We start from the raw sequence: 18,128 nt of genomic DNA, 5'->3' as shown, positions 1-18,128 counted from the left end.
TCATGTCCCTGAACCAGCGCACACACTGAGCCCCGTCGACAGGGTGGTTGTCGACGGGGCTCAGCGGGGGTGGAACTACCGTCGGCCGCTGCCGATGGCGATGAGGCCGGTGACCTTCGGTCCGGCCAGGTTGTCGTAGACGACCTCACCGCCGGACTTGTTCCAGATCCGGAGGCGGAAGGTGTCCGGGGCATCCGTGGCGGTGACGCGGAAGCCGTATCCGCTCTTGCCGTTGAGTGTGCCGGATCCCTGGTACACGGCTTGCGAGCCGGTGACCACGAGCCAGTCGGAGCCGGTGGAACGGAACTTCAGCCCGGCCCGGCCGAAGTCGAACGTGACCTCACCGACGGGTGCGGCGACTCCCGGCAGGTAGGCCGCGGCGAAGGAGAACGCGGCCTTGCCCGTCAGGCCCGGCTCGGCCGGGTAGGCCCCGGCCGGGGAGGTGAGGCCACCGGCGCCGAGCGCGGGACCGGCGGAGCGGTCGTACACGATCAACTCCGGAAGCGTCCTGCTGTCCGAGCCGCCGTCGTCGTCGGTGACGGTGATCACCGGGCGGCGGATGCCGGCCTTGGCGTACGTGTGCTCGGCCCGGCAGCCCGCCGCGGTCACCGTGCCGGACTGCGCCGCGCTCCCGTCCTTCCAGTCGATCACGCAGGTGTGGGTGTCACTCGTGCCCGGGTCGGTGAACTGGGCCGTGACGGCCGTGCGCCCGCCGACCTGCACCGGGGACTGCGGGCCCGAGGCCGAGACGACCACGGGTGCCGCGTTGGCGACCACGACCGTCGCCGTGTCCTTGCCGCGGCCGCCGGTCAGGGTGACCGTGTAGGTGCCGTCGTCGGTGCAGGTGACCGTCGTCGCGGCCGAGCCGGGGTCGGCGAAGGAGCAGGGCGCTCCCGCCTCGGCGGTCCACTTCGGGCTGCCCGCACCGGAGATCGTGCCGTGCAGTGCGATCGGGTCTCCTTCCGTCCCGCTGCCGTCCGCACCGGCGTGCACGACGGTCACCGGGTCGACGCCGGTCAGGGTGGGCACGACCTTCTTGATCAGGCCGTCGGCGTCGAACTCCAGCTTGTCGATGGTCGTTTCACGGTGCGTGCCGTCACCGCCGGGCATGGCGAACCGGTGATAGGCGATGTACCAGTCGTCGGTGTTCGGCACGTGGACGACCGAGTGGTGGCCGGGACCCTTGATGCCGAGCGAGAGGTCCTTCTCCAGGATCACGCCCCGCTTGGTCCACGGTCCGGTGGGGGAGGGGCCGGTGGCGTAGGCGACGCGGTAGTTCTCGTCGCGGGTGTCGTTCTCCGACCACATGAGGTAGTAGGTGCCGTTGCGCTTGATGACGAACGAGCCCTCGTTGTAGCCGCTGGGCGTGATGTCCTTCATCTTCGTGAGGTCGAGGGACGTCATGTCGGCGTTCAGCGGGGCCACGTAGGCGTGCCCGTTGCCCCAGTAGAGGTACGACTGTCCGTCGTCGTCGGTGAACACGGCCGGGTCGATCATCTGGCCGCTGAACTGGCCCGCCTTGAGCAGCGGTTGACCCAGCGCGTCCTTGAAGGGACCGGTCGGCGAGTCGGACACCGCGACGCCGATGTTGGCGTCGGCGCAGAAGTAGAAGTAGTACTTCCCGTCCTTCTCGGCGATCGTCGGCGCCCAGGCCCTGCTGTCCGCCCACGAGATGTCCGGACCGAGGTCGAGGATGACGCCGTGGTCCTTCCAGTGGACCAGGTCGGTGGAGGAGTACGCCTTGAACTGCGTGCCGCTCCAGCCCTCGAAGCCGTCGGTGGTCGGGTAGAGGTAGAAGGTGTCGCCGAAGCGCACGATGTTCGGGTCGGCGTTCAGGCCGGGCAGTACCGGGCTCTTCATGATGAGCGCCGAGACCGTCCAGGTGCGCTTCTTGCCGTCCGAGCCGGTCACTTCGTACGTCACCGGCTTGCTGAAGTCCTGCACGCTGCCGGAGGCGGGGCTGATCGCCGCGCCGTGCGCGAGGGTGAACTCCGGTGCCAGGGCGGTGAGGTCGGTGCCCTCCTTCATCGGCAGCGTCACCCTGCTGTCCGCGTTGTCGACGATGGCGTCGACCTTCAGCGCCGGGTGCGTCGCCTTGGCGATGCCCGCCGTGTTGCCGCTGAGCTCCATGACCTCCGCGGCGGACAGGGCCCGGTCGTAGACGCGGAAGTCGTCGACCTCGCCGCCGAAGGACGGATCGCCCGCGTACAGGGACCTGCCGATGTAGCCGCTGTAGTCCTTGTGCGCGTCGTACAGCTCGGACGGCTTGATGGTGGTGGTCGTACGGGCCGCCTCGACGCCGTCGACATAGAGGACCATCGTGCCGGTCGCCCCGTCGAGGGTGACCGTGACGTGCCGCCACTCGCCCGGCGTGAGCTGCGAGCCGGCGGTGAGCTTCGACTCCGCCGACCAACTCGCCTTCGTGATGGCCGAGTACAGGCTGTTGCCGCCGTTCGAGGGGGTGGCGAACAGGTACTTGTCGCTGTCCGGACCCAGCCCGAACAGCCACTGGAAGCTGCTGCCGCCCTTCCACTTGGCGTAGGTCGACACGGTCACGCTGCCGGCGTTCTTCAGCACACCGTTCGGGATCTTGACGTACGGCGACCCCGTCGCGTCTCCCGACATCCTGAAGGAGCCGTCCTGCACGCCGGTGCCGAAGGCCGGCGTACCGACGTAGGTGCCGTGATAGCCGTGGCCGCTGGAGTCGAGCGCGATGTTGCCGCCCGACTCGTCGAAGCCGTAGTGCAGCAGCAGGTCGGCCGGGACGTCGGGGCCCTCCTGCGAGACGGTGACCTCGGCCTGGACCGGGATCGCGGCCCCGTCGGGCAGGCTGCCGGTGACCGTGAAGGTGCCGGCCTGGGCGTACTTCGAGGCCGGGACGTCCTCCCAGGTGACGGCGACGGGACGCTTCACACCGTCGGCGTACGAGGCGACCACGGTGGCCGGCAGGACCGGGGCCTCACCGATCCGCGTCTTCACCTTGACGCCCTCGACACTCTCGACGAGCTGGTCCGGCTGGTAGGAGCGCAGCAGCCGGTCGTACTCGGCCTGGGTGACCGGCAGGACCGTGCCGTGGCGCGGCCTGGCCGGCAGGTCGTAGTCGGCGACCGGGGTCCAGTTGCCGGAGTCGAGGTCGGTCGTCTCGAAGGGCAGGTATCCGCGTCCGCCGAACTCGTCGAGGAAGGCGTACCACTTCTCCTCGGTGTTCGACTTGAAGACCAGCGGCCCTTCGGCCGCGCTCATCGCGCCCTTGCCGATGCCCTCGGCGACCGCGGTCCAGTTCGGGTTGAGGATCGAGTCGCTCTTCTCCTCGAAGATGAACTTGCTGTTGGGGGTCGAGGAGGTGTTGTTCCGCTCGTCCTTCGACAGCCGGTAGTAGGTCCCGTTGTCCTGGATCATCGTGGAGTCGATGACCGAGTACCCGCGGTCGATCCAGACCTTGGGCTCGCTGAAGGTGTAGAAGTCGCGGGTCGTCGCGTACATCATGCGGTTGTACGTGTCGCCGGAGTGCCCCGCGTTGTCGTACAGCTTCGACGCCCAGAAGACCACGTACTCGCCGAGCTTCGCGTCGTAGAACGCCTCCGGCGCCCAGGTGTTGCCCGCGCTGTCGGGGGAGACCTTGACCAGCCGCTGGTTCGTCCAGTGCACCAGGTCGGTGGACTCCCAGACCATGATGGACTTGCTGCCGGTGCGCTGGGAGGCGTCCCAGTCGCCGTTGCCGTAGATCCTCAGGTCGGTGGCGATCTGGTAGAACTTGTCGCCCTCGGGGGAGCGGATGATGAACGGGTCGCGCAGGCCCTTCTCGCCGAGCGTGGAGGTCAGGACCGGCTTGCCGTCGTTCAGCTCCCGCCACTTCATGGGGTCGTCGCCCTTGCTGAGCGCGGCGTACAGCTGCTCGCCGTCCGAGGTGCCCTCGCCGGTGAAGTAGCTGAACATGTAGCCCTTGAGGGCTTGTTTCGCGGGGAGTTCGGGGACCTTCGCGGTGTAGGTGCGGGTGGCCTTCGCCGCGCCCTTGGTGAGGGTGGCGGTCAGCACGGCGGTGGCGTCGCCTTCGCCGTGCGCGGGGCGGTGGACCACGCCGTCGTCCTCGACGACCTCCTGGTCGGCGGAGGACCACGAGACGGTGGTGCCGTAGTCGCCCGCTGCCGGGAGGGTGAGGTTGCCGCGCACGTCGTCGATGTTGTGCACGGTGAGGCTTTCGGCCGCGTGGTCCACGGCCGTCCGGTCGTCGAAGTCCGGCAGGACCGTGACGTCGAAGCTCTTGGTCGCGGTCACGGAAGCCTTCTTCAGGGTCGCCGTGAGCGTGGCGTGGCCGTCCGGTTCGCCCGCGGCGGGCCGGGTCACCTTGCCCGTGTCCGAGACGACGGCCGTGTTGTCACTGGCCCAGGTGATGGCGGACCCGCCGGCCGTGCCGTTCTTCGGCAGGTCCAGGTCGGCCGTGACGGCGCTGGTGTCGCCGAGGCTGAGCGCGGCCTTGTCGGCGGCGACGCCCTGGGTGGCGACGGGGAGGGAGAGCTGCTCAACCTCGGAGGCGGCGAGGGCACGGTCGTAGACCCGGAAGTCACGGATCCGGCCCTTGAAGAGCCGGTCGCCGGAGTAGACCGACTTGCCTATGTAGTTGGCGGTGGTGGTGCCGGAGCCGATGGCGCCGGGCGTGATGGTGACCGCCGTGTTGCGGCCGACCTCGACCCCGTCCTCGTACAGGACACCGGTGGTGCCGGTCTGGGTGTAGGTGAGCTGCTTCCACACCGCGCGGGTCAGGTTGTGCGAGTCGGTGGGCCTGGTGGTCTGCTCGGTCGACCAGTTGCCGGTCGCGATCGAGGTGCGCAGGGAGTTGCCGGTGGTGAACAGGTACCCGTCGCCGTTGCTGCCGCTGGAGTTGCCGAAGCCGTAGATGAAGTACGGCGTGCTCTGGGCGGAGTCGATCAGCACGTCGGTGGAGACGGTGATCGAGTCCATGCCCTTCATGACGTCGTCCGGCACCTTGACGAAGGTGTCGGAGCCGTTGAAGGCGAGTCCCTGCGCGGGGTCCGACCAGTCGGCGGTCCCGTTGACCGTGCCGTCGCGGCCGTGGCCGGAGGCGTCGGTGACGGTCTTGCCCGAGGCGCCGTCCAGCTTGTACCAGAGCGCCAGTCCATCGGTGACGTCCGCGGTGTCCGCCGCCTGGGCGGGGACCATGGGCGCGGCGAGGCCCAGGAGCAGTGACGCGGCGGTCAGACCGGCGAGGCGGTCCGCCCAGCGTCTCGCGCGGGTGCGCGGACGTGCGAGGTACGTCATGTGGGGTTCCCTGCTGAGGCGTGGCGGGGCCTCGGCCGTGGGCACCCTGCCGTTTCGGCTGTGTGACGTCGTGTTGCGAGAGTGTCAATCGGGTTGTACGGCAGCGTCAAGAGGTTTCGAACGATGTCCGACAGGCCGAACGCGCTGCCCCCACTCCTCAACAGTCGGCATGTTCCGACAAGTTGGGGGAAATCGAGTGGCACGGGGAGTCAATGACCTAGTCATCCGAAGGGATGGACACCCATGCTGGCCATCATCTCCGCGGTCCTGTTCTTCATCTCCTTTCTGATCAACGCTGCGGACATCTCGACGAACGACACGTTCTCCTCGACGAACATCATGCTGCTCGGCCTCATGGTGCTCGCGCTCCACGTGGCCGGCATCGGCAGCGGCTGGAACGTGCGCGGCCGCAGGTGATGAGTCCCGTCAGGTACGGGGCAGCCCCCAGCGCGGGGCGGCCTCGTTCGGGCGGACGGGCGCGACGGTGAGGTCTGGGCGGTCACCCCTGGCGGTGATGAGTGCCGACTTACCCTCGCGCACAGCGATACGGACAGTGCCGTCTCCGGCGTCCTCGTGACGCAGGGGGCGGCCTCGTCCGTCCCGCACCTCGATCGGCCCCGCGATCCCATGGCGTACGACACAGGGGGCACCCGCCTCGCTGACCAGCCGTACCCATCGGGTGGCGCCGCCCTCACGGACCGCGCTGAGCAGGAAGGCGCCCTGGGTGCGGAAGCCGTGCACCGCGAGGTCCTTCCAGGCTGCGGGCAGCGCCGGGAACACCCTGATGACACCGCCCCACGACTGGCACACCATGTCGTGCAGCGACTGCGCGGCCGACAGCGGTGTCTCGATGACCGGCCCGGACTCCTGGTACATGGTGTTGGGCCGGATGAACCGGGCCATCAGCTCGCCGAGATACCCGAGCGCGTCCTCGCCCTTGCCGAGCAGCGCCGACATGGAGGCCGCGCCGGTGAAGGTGTAGCCCTGCAACGCCCCCTCGAAGCCCACCCAGTGCGCCAACGACCGCTCGATCAGGGCGCGTTCCTCGGGCGTCCGGCCGGTGACCTCGTACAGCGGGTAGACCGCGAGCAGATGCGAGTAGTGGCGGTGCGACTTCGCGAAGGGGATGTCCGCGCCGATCATGAATCCGTTCGCGTCCGTCGGATACGGCACCCTCTTCGCCAGTACCTCGCGCCAGCGGGGCGCCAACGGGTCCTTGACACCGAGGAGTTCGGCGGAATCGAGAAGGGTCCGGCAGCCCCAGGTCAGAAGCATCAGGTCGTAGTTGCAGTCGCGCGAGTCGCCGCCGTACTCCGGGGAGAAGGTGGCGGGCAGATGCAGCCTGCCGTCCGGGCCGGGTTCGAGGAAGTGCAGGTAGTAGTTGACCGCCTTGCGCAGGAGGGGGAACAGGACCTCCCGGAGGACCGACGTGTCCATCGTGTGCCGGTAGCTGAGCCAGACGTTGTGCAACGCCCAGGTCAGATTGCCGACTTCGGGGGTGGGTGGGTCCTGGCCGGGGATGCCGACGCCGTACCCCATGAGGGTGCTGGCCGCGCCGTTGACCAGCTGGGGGTCGGTGGTGCGGGGGATGCCCAGGGAGTCGGTGCGGTACGGCGCCGGCGTCTCCTGCGTGAGGTTGTCCCGGAACTCGCTCAACGCCCGTGTGACGGCGTCGAGTTCGAGATGGTTGGAGCCGTGGACGAGCCAGTACTCCAGTTGGACGTTGAGGTTCCACCAGGTGTTGGGCCAGGGCGTGGGCTCCAGCCAGGGGCCGCTCGTCGCCATCACGGGGGCGTCGCGGCGGGCGGCGGAGGCGGCCTTGTACAGCTGGATCCAGTAGAAGCGCTGGATACGGGCGTCGGGCAGCGACAGGAAACTCTCGGGTAATAGGTGTGCCACCAGGCGCGGTGATCCACCGCCAGGGCGGAGTAGGGGAGTTGTTCCGCCCGGCGGACCTCCTTGAGGGCCCGGGCGAGCGCCGTGGTCCCGGGGTGCGAGTGGGCGACGTGCGCGTACAGCGTCCGTGTGCGGCCCCTGGTCCGCTCCCGCCACGCGGTGACATGCTGCCCGCCCGCAAGCAGCGGCTGCACGGCCGCGGTGATGCCGTCATGGTCCGCGAGCTGGGCGGGCGGATTGCCCCGGTAGCCGTCCGGCAGCGGCTTGAAGGCGGCCCGTGGGCTGATCGCGTCCGCCGGATGGAACACCCAGCGGAAACCGCGCTCGCCCTCGTCGGCGGTCACCTCCACGGCGAGCACCGAGCGGTCGTTGTGGACCAGGGCGCGCAGGCTCAGGGTGCCCTGGTCGGTGGTGAGTGTCCCGGTCAACTCGGCGTGGCGCAGGGACAGCCGCCAGTCGAGGCCGGTGATGGCGCCCACGGGCTCCAGTGTGAAGTATCCGATCGGCAACCGGGCGAGACCGAAGAGTGACCCGAACTCGGGGCGGTGGTCCTGTACTTCGGAGTGCTGGACGTTGAAACGCACCGCCGTCGAGGCGGCCCCGGGTTCGGCGTAGATCCCGGAGCCGAGGAAGCCGTTCCCGAGGAAGGGGCCTTCGTGCCAGGCCGTCGGCATCCGCTGCCAGACGAGGTCGGCGTCGTCGAGCACGGTGCGCCAGGGGTCGCCGGCCGGCGCTGCCTCGGGGTGGTCGGCCGCTGCCTCGGTGTGCTCCGCCGCTGCCGCGTGTGAGGTCGGGCCGGAGGCCAGCAGGGCGCCGCTGAGGGCGGTACCGGTGGCGAGGACGGTACGCCTGGACGGTTCGGGCGCGGCGGGAGAGGACACGGGGCCTCCAGACAGGCTCAGCTCTGCGGCAGCAGTCATCGGATCTATCCCGCGATGCAACTTAGAGTTGGGGTTGCTGCCCGTCAATGGAGCGGGATAGATCCGATGTCCCTCACCGCTGCTCCAGCCAAGCCCGGGTGCCGAAGGAGGCACACGCCCGTGAGGCCACGACGGCCGCCGCGCCCAGGGCCTCGCCGAAGCCGTCCGGGGTCAAGTGCCCCTGCGTGGCGAGGCGATGGGTGAGTGCCCCATGGAGGACGTCCCCCGCGCCCAGCGTGTCCACGACCCGGACAGCCGGCACGTCCACCGTGCCACCACCCTCGGGGCCGGCCCACTCGACGGGCCGCCCTCCGCGGCTCACCGCCGACCAGGCCACTCCGTGTTCCCGCAGGAACCGCAGCACGTCCGCCGGGGTGTTCGTGCCGGGCGGTCGGAAGTCGTCCGAGCACACGGCCACGTCGATCGACGGCAGCAACTCCTCCGTACCGGCCTTCCAGCTGCCCCCGTCGAAGACGGTCCGTCGCCCGGCGGCACGCGCGGCGCGGGCGGTCGCCGTCGCCAGCTCCATGTGGTGCCCGTCGAACTCGACGATGTCGCAGGCGGCCACCAGCACGTCGAGCCCGACCGGTGGCGCGAGCCGGTACCCGGCCGCGTTGGTCGACGCGACGGCACGGTCCCCGCTCGACGCGGTGACCAGGATGGACGACACGGCGGGCGGCGTCGCCGAATCGGCCGCAAGGTCGGACACATCGACCCCCAGCGTGCGCAGATCCGCCGCGACCGCGACTCCCAGCGGATGGGAGCCGATCCCCGTCAGCAGCCTGGCCGTGCCACCCAGGTGACTGAAGGCCACGGCCGCGTTCGCCGCCGGACCGCCCGCGGCCACCACCTGCTCACGGGCCGTCAGTTTCTCGTCGGATCCCGGGACATGATCCACGAGCTGGATGACGTCGAGCGTGCACAGGCCGACGAACAACCCCTCAGGACGTCGGCTGTCCGTCGGCTCCACCTTCCGGCACCCCTTCCTGCTCGCAGCCCCTCGGGTCTCAGCCCGCCGCCCTCTTCACGAGCTCGCCGATCCGCGCCTCGTCGGCGGCGGTCAGCCGCGTGAGCGCGAAGGCGGTCGGCCACATCGTGCCCTCGTCGAGGTCGGCCTTGTCGTTGAACCCGAAGGTGGCGTACCGCGCGTTGAACTTCTGCGCGCTCTGGAAGAAGCAGACGACCTTGCCGTCCTTGGCGTACGCGGGCATCCCGTACCAGAGCTTCGGTGCCAGGCCGGGCGCGCTCGCCTTGACGACGGCGTGGATCCGTTCGGCCATGACCCGGTCCGACTCCTGCATCTCGGCGATCTTCGCGACCACGGCGGCCTCCTCCTCCACCGCCTTGTCGGCGCGTGCGCCGCGCCGCGCCGACGCCTTCACCTCCTGGGCGCGCTCCTTCATCGCGGCGCGCTCCTCCTCGGTGAACGTCTCGGTCCTCTTGGCCGTCTTCCGTGTGCTCGTCATGACGTTTCCTCCTGGTTCAGGGGCGGTCGGGGACATCTTCGCGCCGAACCGGCGCCGGACCGCTCAGCCCCACGCGCCGGCGATCTGCCGGGTCGTGGCGTTGAGCCGGTTGAACAGGTTCGTCACGCCGATCATCAGGACGAGCGCGGCGAGCTGCTTCTCGTCGAAGTAGGTGGCGGCCGTGTCCCAGACCTCGTCGCTCACCGCGTCGGGGCGGTCCGCGAGTCGCGTCGCCGCCTCGGCCAGCGCGAGCGCCGCCCGCTCCTCCTCGGTGAAGTAGGGGGCCTCCCGCCAGGCGGCGACCGTGGCCAGCCGCTCGTCGCTCACTCCTGCCTTGCGGGCCGTCCTGGCACCGCCGTCGACGCACGCGCTGCATCCGTTGATCTGACTCACCCGCAGATGCACCAGCTCCAGGGTCTGGCCGTCGACGCCGCCGGAGTGCACGGCCTTGAGGAGGTGCTGGATGGGCTGCATGGCGTCGGACAGCACGGCGGCGGGGTTCTGCATCCGGGACTGCATCGGGATCGCTCCTCCGTTGGTTCGGGATCTGCCCCGCTGCGGCGGGGTGTGGTTCCATCTCAGCGAAGAGGGCTTGCCGGGACGACGGTCGTGGGACACCGTGGGACAGCCGGAACGGCCTTGAACAGGGCCGATCCGGGCCGGACGAGTTCTTCCGGGGCGGGACAGGGGGCGGGGAACAGTGGTGGACCACGGCGGCGCAGGGGGCGGCGATCCGCAGGAGGAGCTGGCCGCTCGGCTACGGCTGCTCCAGGAGCTGTCCAAGCGGGGCGTACGGGCCCTCGCCCGGGACGCCGGCCTCAGCTCGTCGTCCCTCTCCCGGTACCTCAGCGGCCGGACGGTCCCGCCCTGGCCCGCGGTGATCGCCCTGTGCCGGCTCGTCCAGCGCGATCCCCGCCCGTTGCGTCCGCTGTGGGAGCGGGCGTCCAGCCCGCTGCCCGCACCGCCGAGGACGAGCCGTCAGGTTCCTCCGCCGTCGCCGCCCGCCGGTGCCCCGCGCCCGCCCCGCAACGACCTCCCGCGTGACGTGCCCGACTTCACCGGCCGCGAGGCCCAGCTCACCGCCCTGCTCGACGGGGTGGCCGGCAGCCGGGTGATCGCCGTCGACGGCATGGCGGGCGTCGGCAAGACCTGCCTGGCCGTGCACGCGGCACACCGGCTCGCCGCCGACCACCCCGACGCCCAGCTCTACCTCGACCTGCACGGCTTCACCGAGGGCCGCAGACCGCTCGACCCCGACCGCGCCCTGCGGACGCTGCTCGCCGCCCTCGACGTGCCCTCCGAGAAGGTCCCCCAGGACGGCGGTGTCGAGGAGCTCGCCGCCTGCTGGCGCGCCGAACTGGCCCACCGGCGAGCCGTCGTGGTCCTCGACAACGCGGCCGACGCCGACCAGGTCCGCCCGCTGCTGCCCGGCGCCGGCCTCTCCGTCGCCCTCATCACCAGCCGCAACCGGCTGCTCGGCCTGGACGAGGTCCCCCCGGTCTCGCTGGACGTCCTGAGCGCCGAGGAGAGCGCCGAGCTGCTGGCCCGCGCCAGCGGCGAGACCGACGGCCGCGAGGGGCGCCTGGCCCGTGACCCCGAGTCCACGGCCGAGGTGCTGCGGCTGTGCGGCCGGCTGCCGCTGGCCCTGCGGCTGGCCGCGGCCCGGCTGCGGCACCGCCCGGGCTGGACGGTGGGCATCCTCGTCGAGCGGATGGCTGAGGGGGCCAGCGAGTTCGACACCGCGTTCGCCATGTCCGTACGGCAGTTGGACCGCCCCAAGGCCCGGCTGTTCCGGTTGCTGGGCCTGCTGCCGGGGTCGTCGTTCGACGCGCACGTGGCGGCGGCACTGGCCGACGTGCCGCTGCGCAGCGCCCGCGCGATGTTGGAGGACCTGCTGGACGCACACCTGGTCCAGCAGCCGGCGGCGGGCCGCTACCGCCTGCACGACCTGGTCCACCAGCACGCCCGCCGCGCCACCATGGAGCAGGACTCCCCGGCGGAACGCGACCGGGCCCTGACCCGGGTGCTCGACTACTACGTGCACGCGGCGGCCGCGGCCGACGCGGCGATGCCGTTCCTGTCGCTGAGCCGCGAGGCATCCGTGGACCGCCCGCCGGCCGAACTGCCGCACTTCCCCGACAAGATCGCGGCCCTCGTCTGGTTCGGCACGGAGTACCTGAACCTGCTGGCGGCCTTCGAGGCGGCCGAGGACGCGGGCGCCGACCGGCACCTGTGCGAACTGCCGCGCTTCATGCGGGCGTACTTCGCCCGCCGCTGCGGCACCACCATGCTCAACGGCCTCTTCGAACGGTCCCTGGCCGCCGCGCAGCGCCTCGGCGATCCCCTGCAACTGGCCGAGGCGCACAGCGACGTGGGCTTCGCCCGCTACAACGCGGGCCGTACGGCGGAGGCGGGCGCCGCGTACGAGGCGGCGGCAGCGCTGGTGCACCAGGCGGGGGACACCCGCGCGGAGGCCGAACTGACCATGCGGCGCGGCTACCTGAGGTGGGACGAGGGATACGTCGAGGAGCCGCTCGGCCTGTTCCGGCTGGCGGGCAAGCTGTACGCGGACGCCGGCTGCCCGATGGGCACGGCCCACGCCACCGCGTACGAGGCCTGGGCGCTGCTGCAACTGGGGCACCGCGACGAAGCGGCCCAACTCGCCCGTACGGCGCTGGAGATCCCGCACGCCGACGGAGCGTGGCCGCCCACGCTGACGGCCCTGATCACGCTCGGCGTGGCCACCGCCCACGAGGACCCCGAGGAGGCCACCGGGTACCTGCACCGGGCACTCGCGCTGGCCCGCGAGGACGGCCACAAGCACAACGAGGCCTGGTGCCTGAACTGCCTCGGCGTCGCCCTGCGGCAGATGGGCCGCCACGAGGAGGCCCTGGCGAGCCACGAGCAGGCGTTCGCGCTGCTGGACGAGCTGTTCGAGGACCACTGGAAGATCCACTTCCTGAGCGCCTACGGCGAGACCTGCCGCCGGGCGGGCCTGCCCGACCAGGCCCTGCGCCTGCACCACGAGGCCCTGCAACTGGCCCCGAAACTCGGCCACCGCCACGCGGAGGCCCTGGCCCACGAGGGCATCGCGGCGGTCCTCGACACGACGGACCCGACAGGGGCGGCGGAACACCGGGCGGCGGGGCGGGCGGTTCTGCCGGAGGCCGCACCAGGGGTCTGAGCCGGCTTTTCCGACCGGTTGCCGAGCGGCCGCCGCGTGCGTGCGGCACCGGGGGCCGAGGTGTCCGTGACCGTCGACGGTGAGGCCGGTCCGCCGGCCGCCGTGGCACGGACCGCGGAGTCGGCAGGGGAGGGCAACGACGCGTGCCGTCCGGTCAGTTGGCGTACCGCGGCCGAGGCGCGCGGCACGTCGTCGAGGCCGCGGCCTTCAGGGGTGCCGAGCGGGGCCGGCCAGTGGGCGGCGTCCACTCTTGCAAAAACGGAACCATGTTCCGTATCGTATGTGGAACCAGGTTCCGTTTCTCCGTGACGGCGGAACGGAACCCGGCACCCCAGCCATGCCCTGAGGGCACGGCACCCCCGCCCACGGAGGGAAACTCCCATGCAGTACCGCACATTGGGCCGCACCGGCGTCCAGGTCAGCTCTCTCGCGCTCGGCGCGATGAACTTCGGCCGGATCGGCCGCACCACCCAGGACGAGGCCACCGCGATCGTCGACGCCGCTCTGGAGGCCGGGATCAATGTGATCGACACCGCCGACATGTACGGCGACGGCGAGTCGGAGGAGATGGTCGGCAAGGCCATCGCCGGCCGCCGTGACGACATCGTGCTGGCCACCAAGGCCGGCATGCCCATCGGCGACGAACGCAACCACCGGGGCAGTTCACGCCGCTGGCTGGTCACCGAACTGGAAGCCAGCCTGCGCCGCCTCGGCGTCGACCACGTCGACCTGTACCAGATCCACCGCTGGGACCCGAACACCTCCGACGAGGAGACCCTGTCGGCCCTGACCGACCTGCAACGCGCCGGAAAGATCCGCTACTTCGGCTCCTCCACCTTCCCCGCCCACCGCATCGTGCAGGCCCAGTGGGCCGCCCGCGAGCACCACCTGAGCCGCTACGTCACCGAACAGCCCAGCTACTCCGTCCTCCAGCGCGGCATCGAGGCCCACGTCCTGCCCGTGACGCAGGAGTACGGCCTCGGCGTACTGGTGTGGAGCCCGCTGGCCTCGGGCTGGCTGTCGGGCGCGATCCGCGAGGGCCGCGACATCACCACCCACCGCTCGGCGTTCCTGCCCGAGCGCTTCGACACCACGATCCCCGCCAACCGCGCCAGGCTCGACGCGGTGGAGCGGCTCAGCACGGTCGCCGAAGAGGCGGGGCTCACGCTCATCCAGCTCGCACTCGGCTTCGCGACCGCCCATCCCGGCGTGACCAGTGCCCTCATCGGCCCCCGCACGGTCGACCACCTGCGCGCCCAACTCGCCGCCGCTGACACCGTCCTGACCTCCGACGTGCTGGACGCGATCGACGAGATCGTCGCGCCCGGCACCGATCTGGCCGCTCACGAGAAGTTCGACACCCCGCCCGCCCTCCTCGACCCGTCACTGCGCCGCCGCTGACCACCGGGGCAGACCCGCACTCGAAAGGGACCCACAGTCCATGCCGCACCAACCCCCGCCCAGCTTCGGCATCATGACCGCACCCATGCAGGTCGGCTACGACGACATCCTGCGCGTCTGGCGCGAGGCGGACACCATCCCCGCCATCGAGCACGCCTGGCTCTTCGACCACCTCATGCCGATCGGCGGCGATCCCGACGGACCGGCCCACGAGGGCTGGACCCTCCTCGCCGCGCTGGCCGCCCAGACCCGGCGCCTGCGGCTCGGCGTGATGGTGACCAGCAACCGCTTCCGGCCGCCCGCGATGCTGGCCAAGATCGCCACGACCGTCGACATCGTCTCCGGCGGCCGCCTCGACTTCGGCATCGGCGTCGGCTCCCGCCCCGACCATCCCCTCGCCCGACGCGAGTACGAAGCCCACGGCCTGCCCTTCCACGACTCCACGCGGGCCGTGGGCAGCCTCGCCGAGGCCTGCACCGTGATCAAGCGCCTGTGGACCGAGGAGAAACCCTTCGACCACCACGGCACCCACCACCACCTCACCGGCGCCTTCGGCAACCCCAGGCCGGTCCAGCGCCCCCACCCGCCGATCCTCATCGGCGGCCGCTCGTCGGCGACCCTGCGCATCGCCGCCGAGCACGCCGACCTGTGGAACATCCCCGGCGGCGACATCGCCGACGTCACCCGCCGCAGCGCTCTGCTGGACCGCTACAGCGCGGAGATCGGCCGCGACCCGGCCGAGATCACCCGCTCCATCCACCTGCCGGTCTCCTACGACCGTCCGGGTCACGTCCGCGAGGCGATCACCGAAGCGATCGAGGCCGGCTTCACCCACATCGTCCTCGGCCTGCCGTCGCCCTACCCCGCCCACGTCGCCCAGTGGGTCGCCGACGAACTCGTCGCCCCCTCGGCCGGACCGGTCACTTCCAGCCGTACGCGTACGCCGCCACCCAGGTGATGTCCAGCTGGGCACTGCTTCCCGGTGCCGCCCCCGGGCCCTCCAGGGCGCTCTCGTTCTGGAGCACCCAGGACAGGGGAAGGTCCGGCACGGCACGGGTGTCATGCCCCGTCAGACGGCCGTCGACGAAGAACCGGACATGGCCCGGAGTCCACTCGGTGGACACCGTGTGCCACCGCGTCCAGTCGTCGCTTCCCGGGAAATAACCCTGCTCACCGCCACCGCAGGGGTGGTGGAAGGAGCTGAGGGAGCCGGTCCACTCGCCTTCCGGGTGGTCCATCTCGCAGCCCCCGCCGTAGTGCAGCCACGCGGACTTGTAGCCGGGCGCCGGCTTCGTGACCTTGATGCGCGCGCTGTACTTGCCGTACTTCATCTGCATCACCGCACGCGGCACGACCGCCGCGGCATGTACGGGGCCGCCGTCGGCGGGCCGCCACATCCGGATCGACATCCGCCCGTCACCGTTGGCCGCGGGACCGACGCTCACGGTGTCCTCCGGGTGGTAGACGCCCACCACGTCCCGTCCCCGGTCGGCGGCCGTGTCGGGCCAACCCGTCGGGTACGCCCACCAGTTGTCGCGGTACTTCCCCTTCAGGCCCCCGCAGTGGGCGGCGGAGGTGTCGACGTCGTGCTCGCAGTCGCTGAACGAACCGAGCGGCACCCGGTCGCCGTTGAAGTCCTCGGCGAGGACCTGCCAGAAGGGCCCGCAGTCACCCCGGGGCAGGCGCGTGGCGGCGGTGTGGCAGGCGTCGGCCGGAGCGGGCGCCCCGTCGGCCCGGGGGAGGCCCAGGAGGCCGCCTCCCACGAGCAGGAGGCTCGCGGCCGTCACGAAGAGGCGCTTGTGGTGGTGCGGCGCTGCGTGTGAACCCATCCCGAGGCTCCTTCAGGCGGCCGACGCCGTCCGCCCCGGCCACGCGGAGGTCGTCGACCGCGGTGGGCGGACCGGGCTTTCGCGAAGGAACATCCTCGCCCGGCCCGCGCCAAGACGCCATCCCCCATGCAGGCCGCGAAACGGACGGCCCGCTCCGCCGCCCGCCTCAGAACTCGCTGTCGATACCGGTCACGACCGCCGGGCCCAACGGGGCGTCCTCCTCGGCCAGGCCACTGTCACGCAGAGCCCGGGAGACCAGCCGTACCGCCTCGGCCTCGGCCTCCGCGCGCCCCGCGGCCTCGACCTCGACCCGCGCGGCGAACATGCCGTCCTCCTCCACGCTCAGCAGACTCAGCTCCTCGCTCTCCCCGAGATCCGTGTTCCTGGGGTCCTGGGGCTGCAGCCGTCGCCCGATGTCCGAGCAGACGCTGTCGGGGACCCCTCGCAGGAACGTGCCGGGGACGGTGATGACGTAGGTGGTCACAGGGACTCCTTTCTGACGTCCTACCCGGTTCCCCCCGAGACCGATCGGAACCGAAAGCGCAGGGAAGGGCTCCGCATGTGGAGACGGGGTGCCTCCCGGGGTGATTTTCTGGAACGGTCCCGCGCATGCTCACGCCGATCGCGGGTAACCGCGCCCAGAACACCGGAATCTCGGGATGGGCGGACGATGACGACGTCGGTGACGACTGACACAGGTACGGCAGAGCCGGAGCCGGGGTACCCCGCACGGCGCGGCGGCGAGCCCAGGCATGCTCTCCGTGACGCCGACGGCCGCCTGCTCATCCGCCTCGGGGCGATGTGCCGTCCGTGACCATGGGCGGCTGGTGAAGATCGGATCGTCGTTCTGACTGTGTTCCAATCGTTGTCCTGGGCAGGGCCCGGCGGTAGACGACATGTATGGAGTGGGGAGGCCGGGGCGAGAGTGATCTCCGGGACTGGGGCTGCCGAGTTCGTGTCCACGACGGCAGCCGGTGCCGAGACGGCGTGGGAGCACTGGGAGCCGTCGGTTCTCCTCGTGGAGGACGACCCCGGCGACGCGATGCTCGTGGAGGAACTGGTCGTCGACGGCGCCGTGAAGATGCGGCTGCGGTGGGTGCGGTCGATGACCGAGGCCGCCGAGGTGCTCGCCACCGAGACACCCGACTGCGTCCTGCTCGACCTGCACCTGCCGGACGCCCACGGTCTCGAGGCGGTCTCCCTCATCCAGGGGCTGGCCGAACAGGTCGCCATCGTGGTCCTCACCGGACTCGCCGAGGAGCAGACCGGCCTCGCCGCGGTCGCGGCCGGCGCACAGGACTACCTGGTCAAGGGCCGGGTGGAGCCCGAACTGTTCGGGCGTGCGGTGCGCTACGCGATCCAGCGCAAGCAGACCGAGCAGGCGGCGGTGGCCCTCCAGGCCGGCGCGCTCCAGGCGCAGGAGAACGCCCGCCTGGAGCGCGGGCTCCTGCCCCGCCCGCTGCTGCGCGCCGAGGGCGTCCAGGTCGTCGCCCGCTACCGGCCCGGACGCGCGCAGACACTGCTGGGCGGCGACTTCTACGACATCGTCCAGAGCGCCGACGGCACCCTCCACGCGCTCATCGGGGACGTCTCCGGGCACGGCCCGGACGAAGCGGCCCTGGGAGTCGCCCTGCGGATCGCCTGGCGCACCCTTGTCCTGAGCGGCATCACGGGCGCGCAGCAGATGGCCCGCCTGGAGGAACTGCTGATGGCCGAACGGGCCCGCGACGAGGTCTTCGCGACCCTGGTGACGCTGGCCGCCGTCCCGGGGGAGCAGCACGCCCACATCGTACGAGCCGGTCATCACGGCTTGCTCCAGCGCACCGGGACGGACGTGGAGTGGGTGGAGGTGCCCGGCGGCCCGGCCCTGGGCATGGTCCCCGGCGGCGCGAGGTGGCCGACCGCCGAACTGCCGGTCCCGGCGGGCACGTCGGTGGTGCTCTTCACCGACGGCCTCTTCGAGGGGCATGTGAGCCGTGGCACGGAGCGCCTCGGCGAGGAGGGACTGCTGGCCCTCGCCCGGGAGGAAGCCGCACTGGAGCCCGAGGCCTTCGTGGACCGGCTCATCGAGAAGGCCGAAAGCCTCGCCGAGGCGCGGGGCGGACTGGCCGACGATGTGGCCGTCGTCCACCTGAACTGGAACTGAGTGAGTGGG

Annotated in this window: 11 protein-coding genes and 1 pseudogene; 5 read left to right on the top strand and 7 right to left on the bottom strand. The window is 71.1% G+C overall.

The window, feature by feature from the left end:
- Positions 1–75: 75 nt before the first annotated feature.
- The gene (locus tag ACFYZ8_RS07105; RefSeq protein WP_388531614.1) at positions 76–5,277 is read right to left on the bottom strand and encodes a family 43 glycosylhydrolase; all 5,202 of its coding nucleotides are present in this window, start codon (positions 5,275–5,277) and stop codon (positions 76–78) included.
- Positions 5,278–5,520: 243 nt separating this feature from the next.
- On the opposite strand from ACFYZ8_RS07105, the gene ACFYZ8_RS07100 reads away from it, so the two are divergent.
- Entirely contained in the window at positions 5,521–5,694 is a 174-nt protein-coding gene (locus tag ACFYZ8_RS07100) for a hypothetical protein (protein WP_359034643.1), read from the top strand.
- A gap of 9 nt (positions 5,695–5,703) precedes the next feature.
- On the opposite strand, the pseudogene ACFYZ8_RS07095 reads toward ACFYZ8_RS07100, so the two are convergent.
- The 4 genes and pseudogenes from ACFYZ8_RS07095 to ACFYZ8_RS07080 all read right to left on the bottom strand — a co-directional run bounded on the left by ACFYZ8_RS07095 (position 5,704) and on the right by ACFYZ8_RS07080 (position 10,078).
- Positions 5,704–8,093, bottom strand: a pseudogene (locus ACFYZ8_RS07095) (glycoside hydrolase family 95-like protein).
- A 73-nt stretch (positions 8,094–8,166) separates the two neighbouring features.
- The gene (locus ACFYZ8_RS07090) at positions 8,167–9,063 is read right to left on the bottom strand and encodes a PfkB family carbohydrate kinase (RefSeq protein ID WP_388531616.1); all 897 of its coding nucleotides are present in this window, start codon (positions 9,061–9,063) and stop codon (positions 8,167–8,169) included.
- A gap of 37 nt (positions 9,064–9,100) precedes the next feature.
- Positions 9,101–9,559 carry an iron chaperone gene (locus ACFYZ8_RS07085; protein WP_388531617.1) on the bottom strand — a complete coding sequence of 153 codons (459 nt, stop codon included), beginning with the start codon at positions 9,557–9,559 and terminating at the stop codon, positions 9,101–9,103.
- Between the two features lie 63 nt (positions 9,560–9,622).
- Complete coding sequence (locus ACFYZ8_RS07080) at positions 9,623–10,078, bottom strand: carboxymuconolactone decarboxylase family protein (protein WP_388531619.1); 456 nt, start codon at positions 10,076–10,078, stop codon at positions 9,623–9,625.
- Between the two features lie 184 nt (positions 10,079–10,262).
- Between ACFYZ8_RS07080 and ACFYZ8_RS07075 the strand changes: the two genes are divergently transcribed.
- The 3 genes from ACFYZ8_RS07075 to ACFYZ8_RS07065 all read left to right on the top strand — a co-directional run bounded on the left by ACFYZ8_RS07075 (position 10,263) and on the right by ACFYZ8_RS07065 (position 15,102).
- Positions 10,263–12,743: a tetratricopeptide repeat protein gene (locus ACFYZ8_RS07075; RefSeq protein WP_388531621.1), complete on the top strand. Its 2,481-nt coding sequence runs from the start codon at positions 10,263–10,265 to the stop codon at positions 12,741–12,743.
- Between the two features lie 381 nt (positions 12,744–13,124).
- Positions 13,125–14,144 carry an aldo/keto reductase gene (locus ACFYZ8_RS07070; protein ID WP_359034655.1) on the top strand — a complete coding sequence of 340 codons (1,020 nt, stop codon included), beginning with the start codon at positions 13,125–13,127 and terminating at the stop codon, positions 14,142–14,144.
- Between the two features lie 40 nt (positions 14,145–14,184).
- Positions 14,185–15,102, top strand: a complete 918-nt coding sequence (locus tag ACFYZ8_RS07065) for an LLM class flavin-dependent oxidoreductase (protein WP_388531623.1) — start codon at positions 14,185–14,187, stop codon at positions 15,100–15,102.
- On the opposite strand, the gene ACFYZ8_RS07060 is transcribed toward ACFYZ8_RS07065, so the two are convergent.
- On the bottom strand, positions 15,065–15,973 hold the full coding sequence (locus tag ACFYZ8_RS07060; protein ID WP_359034659.1) for a glycoside hydrolase family 16 protein: 909 nt from the start codon (positions 15,971–15,973) through the stop codon (positions 15,065–15,067). The genes ACFYZ8_RS07065 and ACFYZ8_RS07060 overlap by 38 nt on opposite strands.
- A gap of 166 nt (positions 15,974–16,139) precedes the next feature.
- Positions 16,140–16,457 (bottom strand): hypothetical protein, encoded by a 318-nt coding sequence (locus ACFYZ8_RS07055; RefSeq protein WP_359034661.1) that lies wholly within the window; start codon positions 16,455–16,457, stop codon positions 16,140–16,142.
- A 471-nt stretch (positions 16,458–16,928) separates the two neighbouring features.
- On the opposite strand from ACFYZ8_RS07055, the gene ACFYZ8_RS07050 reads away from it, so the two are divergent.
- On the top strand, positions 16,929–18,119 hold the full coding sequence (locus ACFYZ8_RS07050; protein ID WP_359034663.1) for a fused response regulator/phosphatase: 1,191 nt from the start codon (positions 16,929–16,931) through the stop codon (positions 18,117–18,119).
- Positions 18,120–18,128 lie beyond the last annotated feature (9 nt).

Origin of the sequence: Streptomyces sp. NPDC001668 (assembly GCF_042893155.1) — a bacterium.
Taxonomy (GTDB): Bacteria; Actinomycetota; Actinomycetes; order Streptomycetales; family Streptomycetaceae; genus Streptomyces.
The sequence above is the reverse complement of the archived record's forward strand: the minus strand, read 5'-3'. Positions and strand labels throughout refer to the sequence as shown.

What these genes read in the sequence shown, in the direction of transcription:
- ACFYZ8_RS07060 (WP_359034659.1), bottom strand. Translation starts at nt 15,973, where the DNA reads ATGGGTTCACACGCAGCGCCGCACCACCACAAGCGCCTCTTCGTGACG.
- ACFYZ8_RS07080 (WP_388531619.1), bottom strand. Translation starts at nt 10,078, where the DNA reads ATGCAGTCCCGGATGCAGAACCCCGCCGCCGTGCTGTCCGACGCCATG.
- ACFYZ8_RS07105 (WP_388531614.1), bottom strand. Translation starts at nt 5,277, where the DNA reads ATGACGTACCTCGCACGTCCGCGCACCCGCGCGAGACGCTGGGCGGAC.
- ACFYZ8_RS07100 (WP_359034643.1), top strand. Translation starts at nt 5,521, where the DNA reads ATGCTGGCCATCATCTCCGCGGTCCTGTTCTTCATCTCCTTTCTGATC.
- ACFYZ8_RS07085 (WP_388531617.1), bottom strand. Translation starts at nt 9,559, where the DNA reads ATGACGAGCACACGGAAGACGGCCAAGAGGACCGAGACGTTCACCGAG.
- ACFYZ8_RS07070 (WP_359034655.1), top strand. Translation starts at nt 13,125, where the DNA reads ATGCAGTACCGCACATTGGGCCGCACCGGCGTCCAGGTCAGCTCTCTC.
- ACFYZ8_RS07065 (WP_388531623.1), top strand. Translation starts at nt 14,185, where the DNA reads ATGCCGCACCAACCCCCGCCCAGCTTCGGCATCATGACCGCACCCATG.